This window comes from Parafrankia colletiae (assembly GCF_001854655.1).
In the GTDB taxonomy this organism is placed as follows: domain Bacteria; phylum Actinomycetota; class Actinomycetes; order Frankiales; family Frankiaceae; genus Parafrankia; species Parafrankia colletiae.
Genome location: NZ_MBLM01000114.1, coordinates 1 through 26,009, shown reverse-complemented (window position 1 = coordinate 26,009; position 26,009 = coordinate 1). Strand labels below are relative to the sequence as shown.

Below are 26,009 nucleotides of genomic sequence, written 5' to 3'. Positions count from 1 at the left end.
GAGCCGCTGAACTCTGCTCGCTGAACCGCTGAACCGCTGAACCGCTGAACCGCTGAACCGCTGAACCGCTGAACTCCAGGGCCCCAGGGCCCCACGCCGACTGTGTGACAGGGGAGGGACGATGACGCAGGACCCCGGTCCTACCGCGCTGCGGTCGTCCCCGGTTCTTGTCCGAGGGCGGATCGGCCAGCTTCGGGACCGAGCCTCCGGCCGGCACTCGCCGCTGCGCCGGCTTGACTGGGTCCTGCAGACCAGCGTGATCGCGCTGGCCCTGATCGGTGCCCTGCTCGTCTGGTCGGCCACCCGGCAGCGGCTGGAGGAGTCGGGAGGCGACCCGCAGACGTTCCTGAAGCGGCACCTGCTGAACCTCGTGATCGGCCTGCTGCTCGGTGCCGCCGCCACCCTGGTGGACTACCGGATCCTGCGGGCCTACGCACCCTTCGTCTACCTGGGTTCGCTGGTCGGGCTGGTGGCCGTGCTCCTCGTCGGCACCACCGTCAACGGCGCGCACTCCTGGATCGTCCTGCCCGCCGGGTTCCAGCTGCAGCCCTCGGAGTTCGCGAAGGTCGCGCTCGTCGTCGGCGCAGCCATGATCCTGGGGGAGAAGCACGAGGACCGCCATACCGGTATCCGGCGGGGTGCGCCGGGCCACGGCGATGTCCTGCTCGTGCTGGGTCTCGCCGTCGTCCCGATGGGGCTGATCATGCTCCAGCCCGACTTCGGCACGGTCATGGTGCTGGTCTTCGTCACCCTCGGGATGCTCGGGGTGAGCGGCGCTCCGCGCCGGTGGGTTCTCGGGCTGGTCCTGTGCGGGGTGCTGTTCGGCGGCGCGATTCTGCAGTTCCACCTGCTGAAGCCCTACCAGGAGGCCCGGCTCACCTCGTTCGTCTCGGAGAACAAGGAGTCCTCCTCGACCGGCTACAACGTCGACCAGGCGATGACCGCGATCRCCAACGGCGGCGTCACCGGCCGGGGCCTGTTCGAGGGCCAGCAGACCCAGGGCCAGTTCGTACCCGAGCAGCAGACCGACTTCGTCTTCAGCGTCGCGGGGGAGGAACTGGGCTATCTCGGCGCCGGTGGGGTGATCGTCCTGCTCGGCGTGGTGCTCTGGCGCGCGCTCACCATCGGCTTCAACTCCCAGGACTCCTTCGGCGCGCTGATCGCCACCGGCGTGGTCTGCTGGTTCACGTTCCAGATCTTCGTCAACATCGGGATGTGCCTGGGCGTCATGCCGGTGACCGGGCTGCCGCTGACCTTCCTGTCCTACGGCGGCTCCTCGATGTTCGCGAACATGATCGCGGTGGGGCTGCTGCAGAACGTCCGGCTGCGTTCGCGCTCCGATCCCTACGCGCTTTGACGGGAGGGTCGCGTGAGCAGGCAGGGTCGGTCACCTGCCGGGTGCCGTAGGCTCGCGGGCATGTCCGGACAGTCGCTGTTTCCTCTCCTGGAGCCACTGCTCCCACGGGTCCGGAAGCCGGTCCAGTACGTGGGCGGCGAGGGGAACTCGGTCGTCAAACCCTGGGACGGCGCCACGGTCCGCTGGTGCCTGATGTACCCCGACGCGTACGAGGTCGGYCTGCCGAACCAGGGCGTCCAGATCCTCTACGAGATCCTGAACGAGCAGCCRGACGTTCTCGCCGAGCGCGCCTACTCGATCTGGCCGGACCTCGAGGCGCTCATGCGCGAGCACGGCATCCCGCAGTTCACGGTGGATGCCCATCGCGCCGTCGGTGACTTCGACCTGTTCGGCATCAGCTTCTCCACCGAGCTCGGCTACACGAACCTGCTCTCGGCCCTGGACCTCGCCGGTCTTCCCCTGCACGCCGCCGACCGCACCGACGGACCGCTGGTCATCGCCGGGGGGCACGCCGCCTTCAATCCCGAGCCGATCGCCGACTTCGTCGACGCGGTCGTCCTCGGTGACGGCGAGCAGGCGGTCCTGCGCATCACCGAGATCACGCGCGTGTGGAAGGCAGCCGGTTCGCCCGGCGGGCGAACCGAGCTGCTGCACCGCCTCGCGCGCCTCGGGATCGTCTACGTGCCGGGCTTCTTCGACGTGAGCTACCGGCCGGACGGCCGGATCCAGGTCGTCACCCCGAACCGGGACGACATCCCCGCCCGCCCCGCCAAGCACACGCTGACCGACCTCGACTCGTGGCCGTACCCGAAGGCACCGCTGGTCCCGCTGGCGGAGACCGTGCACGAGCGGATGAGCGTGGAGATCTTCCGTGGCTGCACCCGTGGCTGCCGGTTCTGCCAGGCCGGAATGATCACCCGGCCGGTCCGGGAGCGCAGCATCGAGACGGTCGGCGCGATGGTCGACGCGGGCCTCACCGCCACGGGTTTCTCCGAGGTCGGGCTGCTCTCCCTCTCCAGCGCGGACCACAGCGAGATAGGCGAGATCGCCAAGGAGCTCGCCGACCGCTACGAGGGCACGAACACCTCGCTGAGCCTGCCCTCGACGCGGGTCGACGCCTTCAACGTCACCCTGGCCAACGAGTTCTCCCGCAACGGGCGGCGCAGCGGCCTCACCTTCGCGCCCGAGGGCGGTTCCGAGCGGCTGCGCAAGGTCATCAACAAGACGGTCAGTGCCGAGGATCTGGTGCGCACCGTCAGCACCGCCTACGGCAACGGCTGGCGGCAGGTGAAGCTGTACTTCATGTGTGGCCTGCCCACCGAGACCGACGAGGACGTTCTGGAGATCGCCGACCTCGCCCGTGAGGTCATCCGGGCCGGCCGGCGGGCCAGCGGGCACCGCGACATTCGCTGCACCGTGTCCATCGGCGGGTTCGTCCCCAAGGCACACACGCCGTTCCAGTGGGCCGGGCAGGCCTCCCACGAGGTGACCGACCACCGACTGAAGCTGCTCCGTGACACCGTGCGCGCTGACCGGGAGGTCGGCAGGGCGGTGGGGTTCCGGTACCACGACGGGCGTCCTGGCATCATCGAGGGCCTGCTGGCCCGCGGTGACCGCCGGGTCGGCCGGGTGATCGAGCGGGTGTGGCGCGACGGCGGTCGTTTCGACGGCTGGAGCGAGCACTTCTCGTTCGAGCGCTGGGAGTCGGCCTGCGCGGCGGAGCTGACCCCGCTCGGCGTCTCACTCGACTGGTTCACCACCCGTGAGCGGGACGAGCGCGAGGTCCTGCCCTGGGACCATCTCGACGCCGGGCTGGACCGTGACTGGCTGTGGGCCGACTGGCAGGAGGCGCTGCGCGGGACGGAGCTGGACGACTGCCGCTGGACCCCCTGCTACGACTGCGGTGTCTGCCCGACATTCGGCACCGAGAACCAGATCGGCCCCACGGGCCGCTCGCTGCTCCCCGTGATCTCCGTCGGCGTCACCCCGGCCCTGGGCGCCCCCTCCGGCCAGGGCCTGCCCGCAGACCCGGGCGCCGCCGCGGGTCCTGACGCCGCCGTCGGACATGACGCCGCCGTCGGCAGCGGTGTCGCCCCTGACCCGGACCTGGTGTCGGCACGTGCCTCGTCAACCTGAGGGGCCGCCCCCGCCGCCGGTCGTCGCCCGGATGCGCCTGCGGTTCGGCAAGCGGGGACGACTGCGCTTCCTCTCCCACCGGGACATCGCCCGGACCTTCGAACGCGGCCTGCGCCGGGCCCGCCTGCCCGTGGCCCTCTCCGCCGGTTTCAGTCCACACCCGCGGCTGTCCTGGGTCGGCGCGGCGCCCACGGGTGCCGCCAGCGAGGCCGAGTACGTCGAGATCGCCTTCTCCGCCCCGGTGGACCCGGGGCAGGTGCGCCAGGCGCTGGACGCCGCTCTCCCGCCCGGGCTCGACGTCCTCGACTGCGTGCCCGCCGGTGGCCGTTCGTTGCCCGACCGGATCGACGCGTCCCGCTGGCAGCTGCGCCTGCCAGGGGTGGTGACAGCGGATCTGGATGCCGCCATCGCAGTCCTGTTGGCCCGGGAATCCCTTGTGGTAGAGCGGGTCACGAAGGACGGCAAGCGTGGTGTTGATGTACGCGGGGCTGTGGTCTGGGCCGTTTGCCGTGCAGAGAACGACACCTGTGCGATACTGGACGTGGTCGTACGGCACACGACGCCCGCCGTTCGACCCGACGACGTGCTGACCGCCCTTTCCGCGGTCGCCGTCCTCAGTGTGCCGGTGCCGCCCGAGCCAACACGACTCGAACAGGGCCGGCTGCGCGAGGACGGAACGCTGGCGGACCCGCTGGCGCCGGACCGCGATGAGGCTGCCCGGCCGGTAGGTCGACTCGAAGCGTGACGAGGGCGTCGCAGGATTGCCGGCGGCRCAAACCGCCGGACCGAGACAGTGGCTTCTGAGCGGTCGCGACTGCTGACGCAGCGCGCCCGGGAGCCCGAGAGGCTTCATAACCCGTGCCCGACGAAGACCAGACCACCGAAGAGCAGCAGACCGCGCCGGAAACCTCGGCCGTGCGGTCCCCCCGTCGTCGCCGTGCCGCCGGAAGGCCGGCCGGGCCGCCCCCCGGGGCCTCCGGGCCGCCGCCCGATCCGGCGGAGACCGAGGCCGGCCCTCAGAGCGGAGCAGAGAAGGCGCCGAGTCCGGCGCCGGTAACGGCATCCACCGGCACACCGCCCTCCACCGACGCGCCCGCGGCGCCGGGCGCCGACGGTGCCGATCCGGCGACCGACAGCGCGTCGACACCCACTCGGCCGGCACGGCGTACCGCCGCCCGGCCGCGACGGGTGTCCCGAGCCGTCAGTGCGGCCGGGCCGGAGCCGGCTGCCGCGCCCGCTCCCTCCACACCCGATGCTCCACCGGCCGCTGATGCCGCTCCGCCCGCGGACGCGTCACCGATCGGCGAGACCTCGCCCGCGGCGGTGGTGGCGCCGGAGAAGCCGGCCGCTCCCCGGCGCCGGGCTACCCGGTCGGCGGCCAACGCCGCCCCGGCCCGTGCCGCGGCCCCGGCTTCCGCCGGCGACAACGGCGACGGCGGTGCCACCGCCGCTCCGGCCGATCCGGTCACGGCGGCGGAGGTCTCCGCAGCGCCCGCAGACACTACGGAGCAGAACGAGGCGGCCCCCGCCGCCACCCGGCCGCGTCGTACTCGTGCTCGTCGGTCGGCCACCAAGGCCGAGCCGGTGGAGTCGAGTGCGCCGACCGCTCCCGCCGCTGCAGGGCCGCAGGTGGACGGACCGTCCGCAGATCCCATGCCGGCCGACCAGGCCGGGAAGAGTCCTGCTGCCGAGACATCCGTCGCGGCTGAAGGTTCTGCCCCGACCGGGGCGCCAGCCCGGTCGGCAACCGCGGCCACTGCGGTTGCCGATGAGCCAGCGGTTGCCGACGAGATCGCGGTTGCTGACGAGACCCCGGCGGCGTCCGTGGCGAAGGTCGGCACCGCCAGCGGCGACGCGACTGTCGCGGCTGGTGAGGTGTCCGCGACCAGCGGTGCGGCGCCCGCCGTCGACGAGCAGAGCGAACGCCCGGCGCGGCGGCGCACCAGGGCGTTCACACCGACCTGGACGAGCGGCACCGAAGCAGGGGCGGCCGCTCCGGCGACCCGTCCGACGGCCCGCCGCCCGGTAGCCATGATCATGTTCCAGCAGCCGGAGCCGGCGGCACCTGAGCCGTGGGGGCCTCGTCGCCACGAGCCGGCGCCCGATTCCGCCGTCGATGAGCAGGTGGCGGATGCTGCTGTCGACGACCTGCAGGACTCGGCGGCGGACGAGAACGCGGAGTTCGACGCCGACGACGCCGGGCAGGAGGCCGCCGACGCCGGTGCCTTCGGCGCCGACGCCGACCTGGATGCGGACAGTGACGACACCGGTGCGGGTGGCACCCGCCGTCGGCGGCGCGGCCGTCGCGGCCGAGGCCGCGCCCGGGGCGAGGACGAGACCACCGACCTCACCGACGACGACGGCGAGGCCGAGGAGCCGATCCGGGAGCCTCGGGAGCCTGAGGCCGTCGCGGAGGAGCACGAGGCGGCAGAGGCCCGGCCGGCCCGACGGCGGTCCCGGCGCGTCGAGGTGCGGGAGGTGTTCGACGAGCCCGATGAGGACGACGGCGACGCCGACCTGGAGCCCGGGGCCGAGCACGACCAGGAGTCCGACGAGGACGGCGCCGACGGCGCCGACCTCGACGACGGCGCGGAGGACTCTGCCGACGACGGCACCGACGATGACCGGGCTGGTGGGTCCCGGCGCCGGCGGCGGCGTCGGCGGCGTTCCGGCACCGGCGAGAGCGTGCCGACGTCCGACGACCCGCCGAACACCGTCGTGCACGTGCGCGAGACCCGCCGGGACGACGACCTCGTCCGCGGTGTGAGTGGCTCGACCCGGCTGGAGGCCAAGCGGCAGCGTCGACGCGAGGGCCGGGACAGCGGCCGCCGTCGGGCTCCGATCGTCACCGAGGCCGAGTTCCTCGCCCGGCGCGAGTCGGTCGAGCGGCGGATGATCGTCAAGAACAACGGTGACCGGACCCAGATCGCCGTCCTGGAGGACGGCGTCCTGGTCGAGCACTTCGTCACCCGGGCGAGCTCGGCGTCCTACGCGGGCAACGTGTACCTGGGCCGGGTGCAGAACGTGCTGGCGAGCATGGAGGCCGCCTTCGTCGACATCGGCAAGGGCCGCAACGCGGTCCTCTACGCCGGCGAGGTGAACTACGACGCCTCGGGCCTCGACGGGCGTCCCCGCAAGATCGAGCAGGTGCTCAAGTCCGGCCAGTCGGTGCTCGTACAGGTCTCCAAGGACCCGATCGGGCACAAGGGCGCCCGGCTGACCAGCCAGGTCAGCCTGCCCGGCCGCTACCTGGTGTACGTGCCCGACGGGCAGAACGCCGGCATCAGCCGCAAGCTGCCGGACACCGAGCGGGCTCGACTCAAGAGCATCCTGAAGAAGATCACGCCGGAGAACGGCGGCGTGATCGTGCGCACCGCGGCCGAGGGCGCCAGCGAGGCCGAGCTGGAGCGCGACGTCGAGCGGCTCGTCGCCCAGTGGGAGGACATCCAGCACAAGGCCCAGAAGGCCAGCGCCCCCTCCCTGCTCTACGGCGAGCCCGACCTGGTCGTCCGGGTCATCCGGGACATCTTCAACGAGGACTTCACCGAGCTCGTGGTCCAGGGCGCGGGCGAGGCCGCGACCGTCGAGGGATACGTCGACACGGTGGCTCCCGACCTGCGGGACCGGGTCCGCCGCTACGTCGGCACCGGGGACGTCTTCGCCGAGTACCGGGTGGACGAGCAGCTCGCGAAGGCGCTCGACCGCAAGGTCTGGTTGCCGTCGGGCGGCTCGCTGGTGATCGACCGCACCGAGGCGATGACCGTCATCGACGTCAACACCGGCAAGTTCACCGGCAAGGGCGGCAACCTCGAGGAGACGGTCACCAAGAACAACCTGGAGGCGGCGGAGGAGATCGTCCGCCAGCTCCGGCTGCGCGACATCGGCGGCATCATCGTCATCGACTTCATCGACATGGTGCTGGAGAGCAACCGCGAGCTGGTCCTGCGCCGGCTCACCGAATGCCTCGGCCGGGACCGGACCCGGCACCAGGTCGCCGAGGTCACCAGCCTCGGCCTGGTCCAGATGACCCGTAAGCGGGTCGGGCAGGGGCTGCTCGAGGCCTACAGCGAGCCGTGCGCACACTGCAACGGCCGCGGGGTGACGATCCATCTGGACGGGGCGCACGCGAGCGCGCCGCCGCCCCCCGCGCCGCCCGCCCAGCAGGCCGGCCCGACCGGGCGCAGGGCTCGGCAGGCGGCGAAGAGCGCCGGTCCGTCCCTGGCCGCCGCGGCGTCGGTGCCGGAGGTGGCCGAGGAGGGCGACGTGCAGGCGGCGTCACCGGACGGGGAGTCCGCCGCAGGCGAGGACGGTGCCGCCGGCACCTCCGGCGGTGTCACTCCTGGTGCGGGTGGCGAAGCGGTCGCAGCCATCTCCGGTGTCCGGGGTGTGCGGGGCATCGAGGCGGCCCGGCAGGCCGGCAGCCTGAGTGACCCGGTGGCGACCGCCGCCCGGGAACTCGTCGCGGCCGGCCAGTCGGCAGCGCTTCCCGCGTCGGACAGCACGGAGAACGCGGTCTTCGCGAACACCGACGACCCGGACAGCGTCCTGCACGCGGGGACGAACGGGGCGGGCCCCGCGGCCGTCACCGAGAAGCCGGCCCGGACCCGCCGCCGGCGGGCATCCCGACCGGTGTCGAAGCCGGCCGAGACGCTCCAGCCGTCCGACGTGGCCGGGAGCTGAGGCCCTGACCAGGCGCTCGGGTGCGCAGCCGGTGATCGCCGGGCCTGCGCACCCGAGCGAACGGGCCGTGCCCCGCTGCACTGCCATTGCCCGCTGCACTGCCATTGGGCGACGCCCGGGCAGGACGGGCCGCAGACCCCGTCAGGACAGGCCGGAGACGTTCCTGCTGACCGACGAGGGAGCTGCCGGGGCTGCCCGGACGAACCCGTGGCCGCCGCGCTGGCGCATCAGCTCGTCGAGAGTGGCACGGGAACGCCGCAGCGCGCCGTCCAGTGCCTGGCGTGCGCGTGGCTCGTCGCCCATCTGCAGCGCGTAGGACGCGACCACCAGCGTCTGCACCAGATCATCCTGTTCGGAGAGCGGATCGGTCATCCGCCCGGAGCCCGGCTGTGGTGGCGGTCCCGACGCGGTTCCCGCCGGGGTGGCGACGACGTCGGGGCCGGTCGCCCTGGTCAGCTCGCGGCCGTGCGCGGCCAGCCAGATCGCCGCGGCGGCGGTCAGGAGCGCCCAGCCGGCCCGTGCCCAGGCAGGGGGACTGATCAGGTCGTCGAAGGTCAGCTCGGCGGTTACCAGGGCGACGAGAACGACCAGCACCCCGAGAACCCTGATCGCCGACGGTGCCGGGAGACGTGCCTGACGGCCTGGTGCGGACGCACCACGGCCGACCGCGGCGGATGTGCGGCCGACGGAGGTCGCGACCAGCGGGCGACAGGCGACCATCAGGGCGGCGACGGTGGCCGCGCCGGCCGCCCAGGTCACGTATTGCCAGTTCACCGGATCGTCCCCTTACGCGCCGTCTGGTTGGCCACGGCCACCGCTCGGGTGGTGCGGCCCCACCTGCGCCGACATCCCGCCGGGCCGAGGAGGACCCCACATGCTTGCCGGGCGCGTCGCGTCCGACCATGGCCCGTCCGGGTCATAGCCAGGATGACCCTGTCGGTGTCTGCCTATCGCCCGTGTCCCCATCCCGGTGGTTCTATCTGTGTCCTCCGGTCGTTGACTGGTTGAGAACTGTCGGGACTGGTTGAGAACTGCCGGCCATATCCGGCGTGAGAGCCGTGTCGGGAGAGCGGGCCGGTCGCTGGCGGCAGGCCTTTCTCACGCTTGCGCAGATGACCTGTAAGGTGGGACGGACACGGGACAGGCGCGCGCTCGATGCCGCAACCAGGCTTCTTTCGGAGGCTGCTTGCAGAGGTGCGGCGCGGTGTCATCAGGATGGTTCTCCATCGGATGGCCGGCGCGGGCGTCAACCACGTGGGCAGACGTGAAGGGCCGCCAGCGCGGCCCATGCAAGATCCAACAGCAGGGAGATCTGGTGTACGCGGTCGTTGCCAGCGGCGGCAAGCAGCACAGGGTCGCCGTCGGCGATGTCGTCGACGTCGAGCTCCTCTCCGGAGAGCCGGGCGCGGCCGTGAACCTTCCGGCGGTGCTCCTGGTCGACGGTGAGTCGGTCACGCACGACGCTGACGCACTTGCGTCCGTCGAGGTCACCGCCGAGGTCGTCGGGGTCGTCAAGGGTCCGAAGATCCGGATCCACAAGTTCAAGAACAAGACCGGTTACCACAAGCGCCAGGGGCATCGCCAGAAGTTCACGCGCCTCAAGGTGACCGGGATCGAGACGGGGAAGGCCTGACGACATGGCGCATAAGAAGGGCGCGAGTTCCTCGCGTAACGGGCGCGACTCGAACGCGCAGCGGCTCGGCGTCAAGCGGTTCGGCGGCCAGCTCGTCAAGGCCGGCGAGATCATCGTCCGCCAGCGCGGCACCCACTTCCACCCGGGCGACCTGGTCGGCCGCGGCGGTGACGACACTCTGTTCGCCCTGGCTCCCGGCCACGTCGAGTTCGGCCGCAAGCGGGGTCGCCGCGTCGTGAACATCGTCGCGGTGCAGAACGGGCAGGCCGAGTCTTCGGAGAAGGTCGCGGTCAGCGCCTGACGCTCGCCGTCAGGCGCCAGAGCGGGCCGCTGGTCCGTCTGGTAGTCGGATGTAGTTGGTAGTTCGTTCACTGGGCGCCGCGTGAGCCACCGCCGAATCCCGGCCGGTGGCATGCGCGGCGCTCTTGTGTGTCCCCTGCCGCCGCCGCGGACCGCGGCGGCGGCAGGGGAGCTGGGCTGGGTCCGGGCAGGTGCGTGCCAGGTAGGCGCGGCACGACACGAGCAGGAAAGAGGTGGCCGACCATGGCGACGTTCGTCGACAGGGTGGTTCTGCACGCCGCTGCAGGCGATGGCGGCCATGGCTGCTGCTCGATCCACCGGGAGAAGTTCAAGCCCCTCGGCGGCCCGGACGGCGGCAACGGCGGGCGTGGCGGCGATGTGCTGCTGCGCGTCGACAACGGGGTCACGACCCTGCTCGACTTCCACTTCCATCCCCATCAGAAGGCCGGCAGCGGCCGGCCTGGCCAGGGCTCCAACCGGCACGGCGCCGACGGCGACGACCTGGTCCTCGCCGTCCCGGACGGGACGGTCGTGATCTCGTCGGACGGCGAGGAGATCGTCGATCTGATCGGTCCGGGCAGTACCTACGTCCTCGCGCACGGCGGCCGTGGCGGGCGCGGCAACGCGTCGCTGGCCTCCACCCGCCGCAAGGCGCCCGGTTTTGCCGAGCTCGGCGAGCCGGGGGAGCAGCTGGACGCCGTCCTGGAGCTGAAGAGCGTCGCCGACGTCGCCCTCGTCGGCTTCCCCAGCGCGGGGAAGTCGTCGCTGGTCTCGGTGCTCAGCGCCGCCCGTCCCAAGATCGCCGACTACCCGTTCACGACGCTGGTGCCGAACCTGGGGGTCGTCCGGGCCGGCGATCATCCGCCCTACACGGTGGCGGATGTGCCAGGGCTGATCCCGGGGGCGAGCCAGGGGCGCGGGCTGGGCCTGGAGTTCCTGCGGCACATCGAGCGCTGCTCGCTGATCGTGCACGTGCTGGACTGCGCCACGCTCGAACCGGGCCGTGACCCGCTGACCGACCTCGACGTGATCGAGGCGGAGCTGGCGGCCTACACGACCGACCTGTCCGACCGGCCCCGCCTCGTCGTGCTGAACAAGGTCGACGTCCCGGACGCTGCCGAGCTCGCCGAGCTGGTCACCGCGGACCTGCTGGCCCGCGGGCTGGCCGTCCACGCGGTGAGCACGGCCAGCCACCAGGGGGTGCGCGCCCTGTCGCTCGCCCTCGCCGAGCTGGTCGCGAACCTGCGGGCCGCGGCACCGAGCCGGAGCATCCCGCGGGTGGTCCTGCGCCCGCGGGCGGTCAACGAACCTGACTTCACGGTGCGGCCGGAGGGCGAGGGGTTCGTCGTCGGCGGGCCGAAACCGCTGCGGTGGGTGCGCCAGACCGACTTCGCCAACGAGGAGGCGATCGGCTACCTGGCCGACCGGCTCGCCCGGCTCGGGGTGGAGAAGGAGCTGGCGCGCCAGGGCGCCGTCCCCGGGGTGGAGGTCACCATCGGCGACGTGACCTTCGACTGGGAGCCGACCCTGTCAGGCCGTGACGCCCTGATCCTCGAAGCGGCCCACGGCAGCGGGAACGGCAACGGTTCGGGCGGCAACGGAGCCGGCGGGGAGGGCGACGGGGACGGGGACGGCTACGGCGTGGTCCGTCCGGTGCCCCTACCGACGGTCGCGACCGTCGGCGGGTCCGGTGGGGTGCCGGGAGCCGGCCGGTCCGGCATCCGGGCCGGGGCCGTGGCGGACATCCCGATGGGTCCTCGGGGCACCGACCAGCGGTTCCGGACGTCCAGGCGACCGACCCGGGCGGAGCGGGCGGCGCGCCGCGACGGTGTGGGCGGCTTCGACGGCTTCGACGGACAGGACGAGACAGCTGTTGGCGGCGACGCCGCCGGTGGCAGCCCGGGTGAGCGTGGCTAGCCCGTGGCACGGTCCTTCGTCACCGAGGCGACCCGCGTCGTCGTCAAGGTCGGTTCCTCCTCGCTGACCAGCGCCGCCGGCGGGCTGGACACCGCGCGGGTCGAGGCACTCGTCGCCGCGGTGGTGAGCCGGGCAGGTGGGCTGGTGCTGGTGTCGTCCGGGGCGATCGCCGCCGGGCTCGCCCCGCTCGGCCTGGCCCGGCGGCCCCGCGACCTGGCCACGCTGCAGGCCGCGGCGAGCGTCGGGCAGAGTGAGCTCGTCCACCGCTACGCCGAGGCGTTCGGCCGGGCCGGGCACCGGGTCGGCCAGGTCCTGCTGACCGAGACCGATGTGATCCGCCGGACCCACTACCGCAACGCACGCACGACACTGGAGCGGCTGCTGGCCCTGGGTGTGGTGCCGGTCGTGAACGAGAACGACGCGGTCGCCACCCAGGAGATCCGGTTCGGTGACAACGACCGGCTCGCCGCGATCGTGGCCCATCTGGTGTCCGCGGACCTGCTCGTGCTGCTCTCGGACGTCGACGGTGTCTATGAGTCGAACCCGCGTCTCGGTCCGGCCCGGATGCTGCGGGACGTCCGGTCGGACGCCGACCTCGACGGGCTCACCGCCCGCGGCACCGGTGTGGCCGGTGTCGGCGTCGGCGGCATGGCGACGAAGATCGACGCGGCGCGGATCGCGGCGGCGGGTGGCGTCCCCACCGTCGTGACCTCGGCGTCGCTTGCGGCGGCGGCGCTCGCCGGTGACGAGGTCGGGACGGTGTTCCACCCGACCGGTCCGCGACGGGCGTCCCGCCTGCTGTGGCTCGCCTACGCGACCGCCCCCGAGGGGCGGCTGTACCTGGACGACGGCGCGGTCACCGCTGTCGTCGACCGCCGTGCCTCCCTGCTGCCCGCCGGCGTGACCCGGATCGAGGGGGAGTTCTCCGCCGGCGACCCGGTCGACCTGGTCGATCCGCGAGGCCGTCCGGTGGCCCGTGGCCTGGTCGAGTTCGACTCGGCCGAGCTTCCGGGCATGCTCGGCCGGTCGACGATGGACCTGGCGGCCGAGCGCGGCCCGTTCTACGAGCGTGAGATCGTCCATCGGGACGACCTCGTCCTGCTGCTCACCCGGCGCTGAACGGGGCGAGTTGCTCCGGTCGCGGGCCCGCGGGTACCGGACGCCGGTAGCCTCGAGAAGGTCGTGCGCGGCGCGACCGCGCCGGCGACGCCGGCCCGGGGCCCGCGCCGGAGGTCGTGGACAGTCGGAGGGATTGCGGTCATGAACACGTCGGCGGAGGACGTCCGAGCCAGCGCGGTGCGAGCCCGGCGGGCCGCCGGTGTGCTCGCGCCGCTGCCGCGGGCGGCGAAGGACACCGCCCTGCTCGGCATGGCCACGGCGCTCCTCGACCGGACGGCCGACATCCTCGCCGCGAACGCGGTCGACACCGCCGCCGCCCGGGTGGGCGGGATGTCCGACGCACTGGTCGACCGGCTGACGCTGACCCCGGCCCGGATCGAGGCGATGGCCGGTGGGCTGCGCCAGGTGGCGGCGCTCGAGGATCCGGTCGGCGAGGTCGTCCGCGGCCGGGTGCTCGCCAACGGGCTGGAACTGCGCCAGGTGCGGGTGCCGCTCGGCGTCGTCGGGATCATCTACGAGGCGCGGCCCAACGTCACGGTGGACGCGGCGGGCCTGTGCCTGAAGAGCGGAAACGCGGTGCTGCTGCGTGGCAGCGCCTCCGCGCTGCACTCCAATCGGGTGCTGGTTGACGTTCTGCGGGAGGCCGCCGAGGCGGCCGGGCTGCCGGCGGATGCCGTGCAGCTCGTGCCGGGGGCCGACCACGAGTCGGTGAAGCACCTCATGCGGCTGCGCGGGCTGGTCGACGTGCTCATCCCGCGCGGCGGCGCCGGCCTGATCCGCACGGTCGTCGAGGAGTCGACGGTGCCGGTGATCGAGACCGGGGTGGGCAACTGCCACGTGTACGTGGACGCCGACGCCGACCTGGACATCGCACTGGCCGTCACGGTGAACGCGAAGACCCAGAAGGTCTCGGTCTGCAACTCCGCGGAGACGCTGCTCGTCCACGCCGGTGTCGCCGCGGAGTTCCTGCCCCGGGTGCTGGCCGCGCTGCGGGACGCGGGCGTGACCATCCACGGCGACGAGACCGTGCGGGCCGTCGACCCGTCGGCGGTGCCGGTCACCGACGAGGACTGGGCCACCGAGTACCTGTCGCTGGACATGGCGGTCGGGGTCGTCAGCTCCCTGGACGAGGCGGCCGAGCACATCCGGCGCTGGAGCAGCGGCCACACGGAGGCGATCATCACCCGTTCGCTGGCGGCGAGCCGCCGGTTCACCGCGTCCTGCGACAGCGCCGCGGTGATGGTGAACGCCTCGACGCGCTTCACCGACGGCGAGCGTTTCGGGATGGGCGCCGAGATCGGGATTTCCACCCAGAAGCTGCACGCCCGTGGGCCGATGGGGCTTGCCGAGCTGACGTCGACGACCTGGCTCGGTATCGGGGACGGTCATCTGGTGTAGAACCGGAGCTGGTGCCTCGCGGATTGCGCGACGGCCGGTGACCTGGCTGTTTCCGCTGGTGACAATGCTGGTGGCGGTGGCGCAAAGGTGGCCCGTGGGTGCGGTGCGGAGCATTTCGCGAGGCCCTCATTCCTCGTCAATCCGTCATGTGCTGCCAACCACTGGCACTATGGACGGTGGAGTACTACCAGGCACCGGATCGGAAGGTGGCCATGTCGTCGCAGGGATACGCGTTCGCTGATGTCGCGGATGTGCGGGAGCGGCTCCGGGAGACGGGTTATCTCGCCGACGAGGCGATCGCCACCACGGTCTTCCTCGCGGACCGRCTCGGTAAGCCGCTGCTGGTCGAAGGGCCGGCCGGTGTCGGCAAGACCGAACTGGCCAAGGCACTGACCAGCGCGGTCGGTGCCGAGCTGATCCGGCTGCAGTGCTACGAGGGGYTGGACGAGGCCCGCGCCCTCTACGAGTGGAACTACAAGAAGCAGCTGCTGCGGATCCAGGCAGCYGGCGCGGCTCCCGAGGCCGCCACCGGTCCCAAGGGCGTGGCCGGGGGCGCGCCGGCGGGCGCGGGCACCTGGCAGCAGACCCACGACGACATCTTCAGCGAGGAGTTCCTCCTCTCCCGGCCGCTGCTCACCGCGATCCGGCGTGACGAGCCGACCGTCCTGCTCATCGACGAGACCGACAAGGCCGACGTCGAGGTCGAGGGCCTGCTCCTGGAGGTGCTGTCGGACTTCCAGGTGACGATTCCCGAGCTGGGCACGGTGAAGGCGACCCGCCGCCCGTTCGTCATCCTCACCTCGAACGCCACCCGGGAGCTGTCGGAGGCGCTCAAGCGCCGCTGCCTCTATCTCAATCTCGACTACCCCTCCGCGGCCCGGGAGAAGGAGATCGTCCTGTCCCGGGTGCCGGAGCTCCCCGAGAAGATGGCGGAGTCGCTGGTACGGATCGTCCGGGCGCTGCGGGCGATGGAGCTGAAGAAGGCGCCGTCGATCGCCGAGACCATCGACTGGGGCCAGACGGTCCTCGCGCTGGGCTTCGACACGATGGACGACGCGGCCGTCACCTCAACCCTCGGCGTGGTCCTCAAGCACGCCAGTGACCAGGCACGCGCGATCAGCCAGCTCAAGCTCGGCGCCAACTGACGGCACGAACCACCGGCGCCGGCTGCCGGCGCCACCCCACGGCGCTGGCGCGGAGCCGGCGGCTGCCGGGCCGAGAGCCAGCCGGGCCCGGCGGGCCCGCCCCGCCTCGGCCCGCCCGAGGCCAGGCGAAAGGCGAGCCCAGGCCCAGGCCCAGGACCGGAGGTCCCGATGAACCTGCTTGACCGCACCGTGGCGTTCACGGCCGCGCTGCGCCGTGCGAACGTCCCGGTGAGCAGCGCCGAGACGGTGGACGCCGTCCGCGCGGTCGGCGCCGTCGGGTGGGCCGACCGGAACGCTGTCCGGTCCGCGTTCGCCGCCACCATGTGCAAGCGACCGCTGTACCGGAACGCGTTCGACTCGCTGTTCGACCTCTACTTCCCGCCGCGCATCGGTGACGGTGTCGCGCTGGCGGACGCGGACGGCGTCGGTGGGCCGGCGCTCGCATCCGACGGGCCGGCCGGCGACGCCCCCGAGCTGACCCCGCAGGAGCTGGAGGAGCTGCGCCGCGCCATGCGCGACATCCTCCGCGACGCCCTGCTCGACGGTGACGACGAACGGCTCCGCGACCTGGCCCGCCGGTCGGTCAGCGCCTTCGGTGCCGCGCAGAACGGGCCGGGGCAGCGCAGCTACTTCATCTACCGGGTGCTGCGGGCCATGTCCCCGGAGACGCTCATCGCCGACCTGCTCGCGGCCATGCTCGGGGAGGACGAGCGCGGCGGCCTCGGTGAGCGGATCGCCCGCCAGACGATCGCCGACCGGATCAAGGCCTTCGAGGACATGGTGTCCTCCGAGGTGCGCCGCCGGATGGCGGAGGAGCGCGGCATCGAGGCCGTCGAGAAGTCCGCGGTCAAGCCGCTCGCGGACCAGGTCGACTTCCTCCGCGCCTCCCAGCGTGATCTCGTCGAGCTGCGTCGGCAGGTCTACCCGCTGGCCCGCCGGCTCGCGACCAGGCTGACCGCGCGGCGCCGCCTCGGCCGGTCCGGGCGGCTGGACTTCCGCCGCACGGTGCGGGCCTCGCTGGCCACCGGCGGCGTGCCGATGGAAACGAAGCACCGGCCGCACAAGCCGCACAAGCCCGAACTGGTCGTGCTGTGCGACGTGTCCGGATCGGTGTCCTCCTTCGCCCACTTCACCCTCATGCTCACCCACGCGCTGCGCGAGCAGTTCTCCAAGGTCCGCGCCTTCGCCTTCATCGACACGACGGACGAGGTCACCCGCTTCCTGCGCGGCCTCGACCTGGGCGACATGATGGCCCGCATCGCCACCGAGGCCGACCTGGTCTGGTTCGACGGCCACAGCGACTACGGCCACGCCATCGACGTCTTCGCCGAGAGGTACCCCGACGCCGTCGGCCCGCGGACCTCCCTGCTCGTGCTCGGCGACGCCCGGAACAACTACCGGGCGACCTCGGCCGCGGTGTTCCGCCGGCTGTGCGCGCAGGCCCGGCACTCCTACTGGCTGAACCCGGAGCCGCGCAGCTACTGGGGCTCCGGCGACTCCGCCACCGGCGCCTACGCCGACTTCGTCGACGAGATGGTCGAGTGCCGCAACGTCGAGCAGCTCCAGCACTTCATCGAGCGGCTGCTGCCCACCTGAGAAATCCGCTCTGTTCCAGAGTGAACCGTTTGCCGGGTGGCTGCGTCCAACCCTTCGACGGCTGACGCGCGGTGCGTCCGCCGTGTCATCCACCAGTGGCCCGGCGGGACGTCCGTGGGGTTCACCAGGGTGCTCGGACGGAGGGGTGCCGCATGGCGACCAGTACGACGACCCCCGGGGCGACCCGGGATACCGAGGAACCGACGTCCCCCGGGAGGACCACGCCGGATCGCCCGGACGCCGCCCGCCCGCGCGCCGACGCCGACGCCGCCCGGGACCGGACCACCGGTGACGAGGACCGGGCCGGCGGCGGCGAGGACCGGGCCGGCGGGTCGATCGAAACGGGCGGGGCGGGGGAGACGGATCCGGTGTTGGCGCCGGCGGCGCGCCGCCGCCGGCGGATCATCGTCGGCGCCCTCATCCTGGCCGCGGTGTTGCTCGGCGGGGTGGCTCTCGGTGCCGTCGTCGACGAGCTGGACGACGGGTCGATCGGCACATCGTCCTTCGGGGCGGCCGAGCCCGCTCCGATCACGGTCCAGGCGGACTCGGCCGGCCCATCCGGCGCGGGCCCTTCCCAGGGGAGAGGCCTGCGGGAGACGGATTCCGACCTGTCGTCCGGCGTGGGAGCGGCGGCGCCCAGCCCGGGTGTGGCCCGTGACGCCCCCGCGCAGAGCTCGACCGTTCCGGGGCAGCCGGGAGGCACCGGCGGTGAGCCGGCCCGGCCGGCGGGCGCCGAGCCACGCATCGTCCGCAACGGCGCGACCACCCTGCTCGTGCCGGTCGGGCAGGTGGACCGGACCGTCCAGGGGCTTTCGACGACGGTCACCGGGCTCGACGGCTACGTCGAGTCGAGCGAGGTCAGCGGCACCTCGTCCACGACCGATGACGACTACCAGTACGCCACCGTGAACCTCCGCGTGCCGACCGCCTCGTTCGAGCGGCTCCGTTCCGGGCTGGGCGAGCTGGGTGAGATCTCGTCTGCCACGACCTCCTCGCGGGATGTCACGGGTGAGTACGTCGACATCGAGGCCCGCAAGCGTGCGCTGGAGGCGTCCCGCGCCGCCTACCTGGGGCTGCTCGCCAAGGCGACGACGGTGGGGGAGACGCTCTCCGTCCAGCAGGCGATCGACGGGGTGCAGATCCAGATCGAGCAGCTCGAGGGCCAGCGGATGGTGCTCGCCGACGCCAGCGATCTGGCGACGCTCAGCGTGCGGATCATGGAGGCCGACGCCGGCTCCAGCCCCGCTCCCGACGACGAGTCATCCGGGTTGGATGACGCCGTCAGCCGCTCCTGGGACCGGTTCGTCCGCGGTATCGAGGTGATCATCGCGTTGATCGGTCCGCTGGTGCTCGTCGGCCTGCTCGCTGGCGTCGGCTACGGGGCCGTCCGCCTCGCCCGCCGGCTACGCCGCCCCGCGGCGCCGGCCGTCGACCCGCGGGAGACCGGATCGGGGGCACCGCCGGCTCCGTCGGGCGGGAACGGAGCCGACGGCCCGACACCGTGACCCCCCGCCGCGCGAGCCCGGCTACCCGCGGGCCAGCGCGGCGTCGACGATCGTCTGGGCCTCGCCGAGCACCTCGGTGAGATGGTCGGCGCCGAGGAAGCTCTCGGCGTAGATCTTGTAGACGTCCTCGGTGCCGGACGGGCGGGCGGCGAACCAGGCGTCCGCCGTCGCCACCTTGACGCCCCCGATCGGCGCGCCGTTGCCCGGTGCGGTCGTCATCGCCGCCGTGACAGGGCTTCCGGCGAGCGTGGTGGCGCCGAGCGCCGCCGGGGTCAGCGCGGCGAGAACTCTCTTCTGAGCCGGTGTCGCCGCGGCGTCCACCCGGCGGTAGGCGGGGGAGCCGTGGCGTTCGGTCAGCGCCGCGTAGAGCTGCCCGGGATCGCGTCCGGTGCTCGCCGTCATCTCGGCGGCGAGCAGGCAGGCGATGATGCCGTCCTTGTCGGTGGTCCAGACACCGCCGTCACGGCGCAGGAACGAGGCGCCCGCGCTCTCCTCGCCGCCGAAGCCGAGGGAGCCGTCGAGCAGCCCGTCGACGAACCACTTGAAACCGACGGGCACCTCGTGCAGCCGGCGTCCGACGCCGACGGCGACGCGGTCGATCATCGCCGAACTGACCAGTGTCTTGCCGATGGCGGCGTCGGCGGGCCAGCCCGGGCGGTGCGCGAACAGGTAGGAGATCGCGGCGGCGAGGAAGTGGTTCGGGTTGAGCAGCCCGGCGCCCGGGGTGACGACGCCGTGCCGGTCGGCGTCGGCGTCGTTCGCCAGCGCGACGTCGAACGAGGCTGCCAGCCGCAGCAGTGATGCCATCGCGTACGGCGAGGACGGGTCCATCCGGATCCGGCCGTCCCAGTCCAGGGTCATGAACCCGAACGTCGGGTCGACCGCGGGGTTGACCACCTCGATGTCGAGCTTGTGCCGCTCGGCGATCTCCTGCCAGTAGCGGACGCTTGCGCCGCCGAGCGGGTCGACGCCGATCCGGACGCCTGCCGCGCGGATCGCGTCGAGATCGACGACGTTCGGCAGGTCCGCCACGTAGGCGCCGACGAAGTCGTGCACGGTCGCCGCCGTCAGCGCCTGGTGGTAGGGGACGCGGGCGACGCCGGCGAGGCCCGCCCGGAGCAGGTCGTTCGCCCGGTTCTGGATCGCCGCCGTGGCGGCGGTGTCCGCCGGGCCGCCGTGCGGTGGGTTGTACTTGAAGCCACCGTCGGCCGGCGGGTTGTGCGACGGCGTCACGACGATCCCGTCGGCGACCCCGCCGGCCACCGCCGTCGGGGCCGGTGCCGCGCCCGCGCTCGCCCCCGCGCCGCGGCCGTTGTGGCCGAGGATGGCGTGCGAGATCACCGGGGTGGGCGTCGCCTCACCGGCGGGAGCCACCCGGACGTCCACCCCGTTCGCGACCAGCACCTCGAGCGCGCTCGCCAGGGCGGGCGCCGACAGTGCGTGGGTGTCCATCCCGATGAACAGGGGGCCGGTCGTGCCGGCGGCCGCGCGGTACTCGCAGATCGCCTGGGTTGTGGCCAGGATGTGGTCCTCGTTGAAGGAGGCGCGCAGCGCGCTGCCGCGGTGGCCGGACGTCCCGAACGTGACCAGCTGTGCCGGGTCGGCCGGGTCGGGATGAACGTCCTGGTAGGCGTCGAGCAGCGCGCCCACATCTACGAGCTCGTCGGGAGCGGCGGGCTGCCCCGCGCGCGGGCTGGTCGGCATGGGCTGATCCCCCTGGATGTCGTCCCACGGCGTGTCCCGGGATGCCGTCCGTGGTGTCGTCCGTGATGTCGTCCGGCTCCCCGGTCAGCCTAGTGCCGTGACCGACAGGGTTCGGCCCGGCCGGCACGCCCAGCCGGCCGCTGGCCGCCTTGCCGCCCGGTGACAGTCCGGCCCCGGGTCGTCCCCGTCCTCGGGTCGCGTGACGAAGGACATCCCGCGGGCGGTGCCGTGACGGGGGCGCGAGGCCTTTGCGGGGGGTTAGGGTCCCCACGTGCGACTGGGCGTGATGGGTGGGACGTTCGATCCCGTCCACAACGGGCACCTGGTCGCGGCCAGCGAGGTCGCGGCGCTGTTCGACCTGGACGAGGTCGTCTTCGTGCCCAGCGGGCGACCGTGGCAGAAGGTCGACCGCGAGGTCTCCGCCGCCGAGGACCGCTATCTGATGACCTTCCTCGCCACGGCCGAGAACCCCCGGTTCACCGTCAGCCGCATCGACATCGAACGCAGCGGCCCGACCTACACCATCGACACGCTGCGGCACCTGCGCCGGCTGCGGCCCGCCGACGAGCTGTTCTTCATCACCGGCGCCGACGCGCTCGCGCAGATCTTCACCTGGCGGGACCACACCGAGCTCTTCGGCCTGGCCCACTTCATCGGCGTGACCCGTCCGGGCTATCACCTGCGCCGCCACGCCAGCCTGCCCGACGAGGCGGTCAGCCTGCTCGAGGTGCCCGCATTGGCGATCTCCTCGTCCGACATCCGCCTGCGGGTCGCCAGGGCCGCGCCCATCTGGTATCTGACCCCGGACGGCGTCGTCCGCTACATCGTGAAGCGGGGGCTGTACGACCCGCTCCCGCCCGTCCCGCGGGAGCCGGGCGGACCCGGATAGTCCGGGCGGTACTGCCCCGGCGGGTCCGGCGCGGGGGAACATTCGACCCGATGGCGGAAAACATGGTCGCCGATCCGCACGTCGGTGTGTCACGCTGGATGTGGCCGCCCGATCCGCGGGTGGCCGGYGCGTCCTGCGGGATGCCCCGAGCGGGTGGTGCCGGCACCGACAGCGGCGCCAACGTGCGACGGGGCAGYCGACGGACGCGTGGCCCCGAACCTTCTGGAGACCCACGAGCGTGACCGCTTCGCCGCGAGCCACCGAGCTCGCCCTCGCCGCCGCCCAGGCCGCCGCAGACAAGATCGGCCAGGACATCCTCGTCCTCGACGTCAGCGAGCGGCTCACGATCACCGACTGCTTCGTCATCGCGTCGGCCGAGAACGAGCGCCAGGTGAAGGGCATCGTCGACGAGGTCGAGGAGAAGCTGCGGGCCATGGGCGCGAAGCCCCTGCGCCGCGAGGGCGAACGTGACGGCCGCTGGGTCCTCCTCGACTTCGCCGACATCGTCGTGCACGTGCAGCGCGCCGAGGAGCGCACCTACTACAGCCTCGAGCGGCTCTGGAAGGACTGCCCGGTCATCCCCTTCACCGACGCCGACGCAGCTGTCGGTGTCGGTGCGGCAGAAACCCGGTGAGGCTGCTCCTCTGGCGCCACGGCCAGACGTCCTGGAACGACGCCGGCCGCTTCCAGGGGCAGGCGGACGTGCCCCTGGACGAGACCGGCGCCCGGCAGGCCGACGCGGTCGGGCCGGTGATCAGGGCGCTGCGCCCCGAGCTCGTGGTCTCCTCGGATCTGCTGCGCTGTCAGCAGACCGCCGCCCGGATCGGGCTGCCCGTACGGACCGACCCCCGGCTGCGTGAGATCGACCTCGGTGCGTGGTCCGGCCTGACCGGGGCCGAGGCGGCGGTGCGGTTCCCCGCCGAGGACGCTGCCTGGCGCCGCGGTGAGGACATCCGCCGCGGCGGCGGTGAGACCTACGAGGAGGTCGCGGAGCGGGCGTACGCGCTCCTGCAGGAGATCCTGAGCGAGGGCAGACCGGCCGACCCCGCCGGCCTGACCGTCTTCGTGCTGCACGGCGGTACCGCGCGGGCGCTCATCGGGCGGGTGCTCGGCGTACCCCCGGAGAACTGGTGGGTGTTCGGGCCACTGCGCAACTGTCGGTGGTCCGTGCTCCGGCAGGAGCACGGCGGCTTCCGGCTTGCGGAGCACAACAGCGGCCCCCTCACCACGGCCGCCCCGGCGCCTGATAAGGTCGACAGCGTCGGGCCGGGGCACAGCGTCGGAACAAGGCGCCCAACCCCGAACCCACTGTCGGAGGCCCTGTTGCCGACGCAGGACGGGCCGACAACAGCTGATACGGAACCTGTATACTTGCAGACGCGGCCGACAAGCGGCTGAAGAGCAGGATCAGATTTCGTCCGGTAGAGTACGGGCAGCTGAATTTAATATGGGGCTGTGGCGCAGTCTGGTAGCGCATCACACTGGCAGTGTGAGGGTCAGGGGTTCGAATCCCCTCAGCTCCACCAAAGCAGCCATGTTCGAATCCAGATCGTGGTTCCTCTGTTTTCGGAACATTGAGACGCCGTCCGGGCCAGTACCGGGCGGCGTATCTGTTTGTCCGCCATGGGGTCTGGTGTCGCCGTAGGCGAGTGCGACGGTCGATCCGGTGGGGGAAGTCGTGGGTCGGGGGTCCCGGAGTTCTCTGGCGTTCTCTGGGTGTTGATCAGATTCTGGGTCTCGGTGGCGAGCCGCTGGTCAAGATCCTTTCCGAGGAGCTGGGTCAGCGGCGGGTGCAGATCCGCCGTGGCGATGCCACGGTCGACGATCCAGAACCGGTGAAACACCACCTGGTTGAGTTGCCGTTTCACCGTGGCGGGTGCCGTGCGGTAGAGGGTATGGCTGTCCTCGCGGAGCGCGAGAATCTGGTCCAGGACGCGATCGAGGTTGCGCCATTCTCCTTCACACAGGGCGAGGGTCTCGCGGGCGCGGGACAGGGCGCGGTGTTCGTCGAACTCGGTGAACTCTGGAGACCACAGGAACTCGCATCACCCGTCGGCCCTCACCCCGAAGGCGCGACAGGATAATCGTGAGGGCCCTGACACTCCTTCTCCGCGACCGGATCGCGGGCACGCGCTTGCAGGATGCTTGCCGAAGCTGGCGGCCAGAGATGCGGGTCGTGAGACGCGGAGGGCCCGCCGGGGACGTCCCCGGCGGGCCCTCCGCTGTACGGAGTTGAACGGCTACCGGGCACCACCGTGCGTGCGGGGTGCTTCGTATTCACGCGGGTAGCGGACGAGATCGGGGTTCAAGGTCCATCCCCTCAGCTCCACGAGCCGGCCCGTCATGGTCGCCAACCTTTGGTTGGCTTCCTGGCGGGCCGCAATTTTCTTCGGGGGGCGACCCCCGTGCCCCCGTCCGGCCGGCGTGGATTTGGCTTGGCGATCGTATCTGCGATACCAGTGACCGCGCCATACCTGCACTGACGTGCAGCCGTTGCGGGAGGTCTCGAGGGGAGATCGGACGCTGGTACTGAGGTCGCCGCCCTGCGTCGTCCGGAAGAGGCAATGCAAAATCGGCTATGAATGGTTCTGGTGAGCGCTGGAGGCACTGCTCGCAGCCATRCGTATCTACCCAGACGAACCTCTTGTCACTGGCAGGAAGGGTCTCCAACGACGCCGCCGGAGGCATCGATCGGTTCCGGCGTCGGTCACCAGYCAGACGTCCACGACCCGCCCTGATGAGTCGACGTAGAGGAACCGGCCACTGTTGCTCAATCAGCGAACAGCGAGGCGGGAACGACAGAGACGGTAATGCGGGGGAGATGGCGATGTGGGCTCCGATGACTCTTCACTGCCGCTACACCTCGATGTGTGAGCCCATGATGACGGTACGGTCGCGTGGGAGGCCGAAGTGTTCGGCGGCGTCAGCGGTGGTGTATGAGGTCGCGATGAACAGGCGTTTGCGCCAGCGTGCCATGGTCGGCGCCTTCCCGCTTCGAAGCTCGATTTTGGACAGGAAGTAGGACGCCTGGTCCAGGTTCAGCTGCCGTCCTTCGACGATGGCCGGGTCGATCGTTCTGAGGGCGCCGAGCACGTGTGGCGTCTCCATGTAGCCGTACCGTGCGGTGATGTGGCTGATGCCGTCGTCGGTGTAGCCCAGATCGTCCAGGGCGATCCGCTCGTTCGCCGGCACGCGAGGCACCGGCAGGGTCTCGACCGACACGATCAGGACCAGACGGGCCGCTGATGGTGTCCGGGTCGCCGAAGAACAGCGCCGCCCCGAAGATGCCCAACCCTGCCAGTACCGCGGCGGTCCGGCCACCCTGTTCCGTTCCCAACCGGCGCARCAGGGTGATCAGGGCCATGATGCCGCCCTCGCCGTCGTTGTCGGYGCGCATGGCCAGCAGAACGTAGGTGACCGTGACGATGATCGTGACGGACCAGAACGCCAGGGACACCACGCCGAACACGTTGTCCGTGYTGACCGGGACGGGATGCGGGTCGTTCGGGTTGAACACCGTCTGAAGGGTACGGAGGGCGTCACACCCGCTGGCCATCCCGTATCCGGGCTGAGCCGACGGCCGGTCGGATCGTGTGGAAGGAGGTCGGTGCCACTCGAAAACGATCTACTGCCCATCGTGACATGCGCGAGTGTCGCTGCGGCTGTTGAGGATATTGCCGGGCCACCATCAGGCCGTGCGCCAGCCTCGGAGACCAGGCGAGGCGCGGAACTTCCGGCTCCTCGGTGACGCGGGYCGATACCCGCGCTGATCAGCCGATCACGGATGCCGTCTCGCTCGGCGGGTGGAGGCGGCATCCGGTGTTGTGCATGCGCGGGCGCCGCGGCGAGGCACCTGGACGGGAGAGGCTGCATGGGTACGTTCGAACCGGGGCGTCGGACCTCGGCACGGAGACGTGCATGACAGGGCGCACCGCCCACGGGCGTGGCGCTGCCGGACCGCTCGCGGCGGTCACGCTGGCCGTGTCCGCGCTCGTTGTCGTGCCCGGAACGGCGCGGGCTGCCACGCTGTTCGCCCCTGCGGTCATCTACGTCGTCGGGTCAGGTCCCGCCGATGTGGCGGTGGGCGACCTGGCCGGGGACGGCAATGACAGCCTCGCCGTGGCGAACACCGGCGACGGAACCGTGTCGGTCCTGCTCGGCGACGGCGACGGCACCTTCCAGCCGGCGGTCCCCTACCTCGCCGGGCCCGGCCCGTCCGGGGTGCGGATCGGCGACCTGAGGGGGAACGGTGTCTTCGACCTGGTCGTCGCCAACCAGTACGACGCGACGGTATCGGTGCTGCTGGGCAACGGTGACGGCACCTTCCAACCCCCGCAGCCCTACCCCACGGGGTCGGGTCCGTCCACGGTGGCGGTGACCGACCTCACCGGCGACGACAACGCCGATGCGGYCGTCGTCGACCAGTACGACGCCACGGTGTCGGTGCTGCTCAGCAACGGTGACGGCATCCTGCGGCCCTCGCGGCCCTACCTCACCGGGCCGAGCCCGTCAGCGATGGACGTCGGTGACCTCGACGGTGACGGCACCACCGACCTGGCCGTCGCCAACACCGGGAACGCCACACTGTCGGTCCTGCTGGGCAACGGCGACGGCACCTTCCAACCCCCGC

Annotated in this window: 20 protein-coding genes, 1 tRNA gene and 2 pseudogenes; 18 read left to right on the top strand and 5 right to left on the bottom strand. The window is 72.0% G+C overall.

What is annotated here, in order from left to right:
• Positions 1 to 121 precede the first annotated feature (121 nt).
• The 3 genes from rodA to CC117_RS14905 are packed head-to-tail and all read left to right on the top strand — an operon-like array spanning position 122 to position 4,238.
• Positions 122 to 1,357: a rod shape-determining protein RodA gene (gene rodA, locus CC117_RS14915; RefSeq protein WP_071084555.1), complete on the top strand. Its 1,236-nt coding sequence runs from the start codon at positions 122 to 124 to the stop codon at positions 1,355 to 1,357.
• A gap of 60 nt (positions 1,358 to 1,417) precedes the next feature.
• Entirely contained in the window at positions 1,418 to 3,493 is a 2,076-nt protein-coding gene (locus tag CC117_RS14910; protein ID WP_071084554.1) for a TIGR03960 family B12-binding radical SAM protein, read from the top strand.
• 31 nt (positions 3,494 to 3,524) lie between these two features.
• The gene (locus CC117_RS14905) at positions 3,525 to 4,238 is read left to right on the top strand and encodes a TIGR03936 family radical SAM-associated protein (RefSeq protein ID WP_084132146.1); all 714 of its coding nucleotides are present in this window, start codon (positions 3,525 to 3,527) and stop codon (positions 4,236 to 4,238) included.
• Between the two features lie 271 nt (positions 4,239 to 4,509).
• Here the strand turns inward: CC117_RS14905 and CC117_RS39050 are convergent, their stop codons facing one another.
• Positions 4,510 to 4,962 carry a hypothetical protein gene (locus CC117_RS39050; protein ID WP_241830116.1) on the bottom strand — a complete coding sequence of 151 codons (453 nt, stop codon included), beginning with the start codon at positions 4,960 to 4,962 and terminating at the stop codon, positions 4,510 to 4,512.
• 355 nt (positions 4,963 to 5,317) lie between these two features.
• Between CC117_RS39050 and CC117_RS14900 the strand changes: the two genes are divergently transcribed.
• Positions 5,318 to 8,173, top strand: coding sequence for an Rne/Rng family ribonuclease (locus CC117_RS14900; protein ID WP_407673537.1), 2,856 nt, complete (start codon positions 5,318 to 5,320; stop codon positions 8,171 to 8,173).
• A gap of 141 nt (positions 8,174 to 8,314) precedes the next feature.
• Here CC117_RS14900 and CC117_RS14895 read toward each other — a convergent pair whose 3' ends face one another.
• Entirely contained in the window at positions 8,315 to 8,947 is a 633-nt protein-coding gene (locus CC117_RS14895) for an MFS transporter (protein WP_071084548.1), read from the bottom strand.
• Positions 8,948 to 9,488: 541 nt separating this feature from the next.
• On the opposite strand from CC117_RS14895, the gene rplU reads away from it, so the two are divergent.
• The 8 genes from rplU (at position 9,489) to CC117_RS14855 (ending at position 18,786) form a co-directional block, all read left to right on the top strand.
• Complete coding sequence (rplU, locus tag CC117_RS14890; RefSeq protein WP_018634864.1) at positions 9,489 to 9,806, top strand: 50S ribosomal protein L21; 318 nt, start codon at positions 9,489 to 9,491, stop codon at positions 9,804 to 9,806.
• 4 nt (positions 9,807 to 9,810) lie between these two features.
• A complete protein-coding gene (rpmA, locus tag CC117_RS14885) occupies positions 9,811 to 10,107 on the top strand; it encodes a 50S ribosomal protein L27 (protein ID WP_071084547.1) in 297 nt (98 codons plus the stop codon).
• Positions 10,108 to 10,349: 242 nt separating this feature from the next.
• The gene (gene obgE / locus CC117_RS14880; RefSeq protein WP_071084546.1) at positions 10,350 to 12,023 is read left to right on the top strand and encodes a GTPase ObgE; all 1,674 of its coding nucleotides are present in this window, start codon (positions 10,350 to 10,352) and stop codon (positions 12,021 to 12,023) included.
• A 3-nt stretch (positions 12,024 to 12,026) separates the two neighbouring features.
• The gene (proB, locus tag CC117_RS14875) at positions 12,027 to 13,142 is read left to right on the top strand and encodes a glutamate 5-kinase (RefSeq protein WP_071084545.1); all 1,116 of its coding nucleotides are present in this window, start codon (positions 12,027 to 12,029) and stop codon (positions 13,140 to 13,142) included.
• 141 nt (positions 13,143 to 13,283) lie between these two features.
• On the top strand, positions 13,284 to 14,540 hold the full coding sequence (locus CC117_RS14870; RefSeq protein ID WP_071084544.1) for a glutamate-5-semialdehyde dehydrogenase: 1,257 nt from the start codon (positions 13,284 to 13,286) through the stop codon (positions 14,538 to 14,540).
• 212 nt (positions 14,541 to 14,752) lie between these two features.
• Complete coding sequence (locus CC117_RS14865) at positions 14,753 to 15,685, top strand: AAA family ATPase (RefSeq protein WP_071084648.1); 933 nt, start codon at positions 14,753 to 14,755, stop codon at positions 15,683 to 15,685.
• A 168-nt stretch (positions 15,686 to 15,853) separates the two neighbouring features.
• Positions 15,854 to 17,281 (top strand): vWA domain-containing protein, encoded by a 1,428-nt coding sequence (locus CC117_RS14860; protein ID WP_071084543.1) that lies wholly within the window; start codon positions 15,854 to 15,856, stop codon positions 17,279 to 17,281.
• A gap of 152 nt (positions 17,282 to 17,433) precedes the next feature.
• Positions 17,434 to 18,786, top strand: coding sequence for a DUF4349 domain-containing protein (locus CC117_RS14855; protein WP_071084541.1), 1,353 nt, complete (start codon positions 17,434 to 17,436; stop codon positions 18,784 to 18,786).
• A 21-nt stretch (positions 18,787 to 18,807) separates the two neighbouring features.
• Here the strand turns inward: CC117_RS14855 and pgm are convergent, their stop codons facing one another.
• Positions 18,808 to 20,490, bottom strand: a complete 1,683-nt coding sequence (gene pgm / locus CC117_RS14850) for a phosphoglucomutase (alpha-D-glucose-1,6-bisphosphate-dependent) (protein ID WP_071084538.1) — start codon at positions 20,488 to 20,490, stop codon at positions 18,808 to 18,810.
• A gap of 286 nt (positions 20,491 to 20,776) precedes the next feature.
• Here pgm and nadD point away from each other — a divergent pair, with 286 nt between their 5' ends.
• From nadD to CC117_RS14825, 5 genes are all read left to right on the top strand, one after another.
• Positions 20,777 to 21,379, top strand: coding sequence for a nicotinate-nucleotide adenylyltransferase (gene nadD / locus CC117_RS14845; RefSeq protein WP_198541866.1), 603 nt, complete (start codon positions 20,777 to 20,779; stop codon positions 21,377 to 21,379).
• Positions 21,380 to 21,617: 238 nt separating this feature from the next.
• A complete protein-coding gene (gene rsfS / locus CC117_RS14840) occupies positions 21,618 to 22,013 on the top strand; it encodes a ribosome silencing factor (RefSeq protein ID WP_071084534.1) in 396 nt (131 codons plus the stop codon).
• Positions 22,010 to 22,777: a histidine phosphatase family protein gene (locus CC117_RS14835; RefSeq protein ID WP_071084533.1), complete on the top strand. Its 768-nt coding sequence runs from the start codon at positions 22,010 to 22,012 to the stop codon at positions 22,775 to 22,777. The genes rsfS and CC117_RS14835 overlap by 4 nt, the downstream gene beginning before the upstream one ends.
• A 51-nt stretch (positions 22,778 to 22,828) precedes the next feature.
• A tRNA-Ala gene (locus CC117_RS14830) sits at positions 22,829 to 22,905 on the top strand.
• A 123-nt stretch (positions 22,906 to 23,028) separates the two neighbouring features.
• On the top strand, positions 23,029 to 23,463 hold the full coding sequence (locus CC117_RS14825) for a hypothetical protein (RefSeq protein ID WP_071084531.1): 435 nt from the start codon (positions 23,029 to 23,031) through the stop codon (positions 23,461 to 23,463).
• 772 nt (positions 23,464 to 24,235) lie between these two features.
• Here CC117_RS14825 and CC117_RS39045 read toward each other — a convergent pair.
• Together CC117_RS39045 and CC117_RS39040 are read right to left on the bottom strand one after the other, a co-directional pair.
• Positions 24,236 to 24,610, bottom strand: a pseudogene (locus CC117_RS39045) (KUP/HAK/KT family potassium transporter); the annotation flags it as partial.
• 85 nt (positions 24,611 to 24,695) lie between these two features.
• Positions 24,696 to 24,935 (bottom strand): annotated as a pseudogene (locus tag CC117_RS39040) (KUP/HAK/KT family potassium transporter); the annotation flags it as partial.
• A gap of 362 nt (positions 24,936 to 25,297) precedes the next feature.
• Here CC117_RS39040 and CC117_RS14815 point away from each other — a divergent pair.
• The coding region (locus CC117_RS14815) for an FG-GAP repeat domain-containing protein (protein WP_198541864.1) at positions 25,298 to 26,009 on the top strand (712 nt) is incomplete at its 3' end.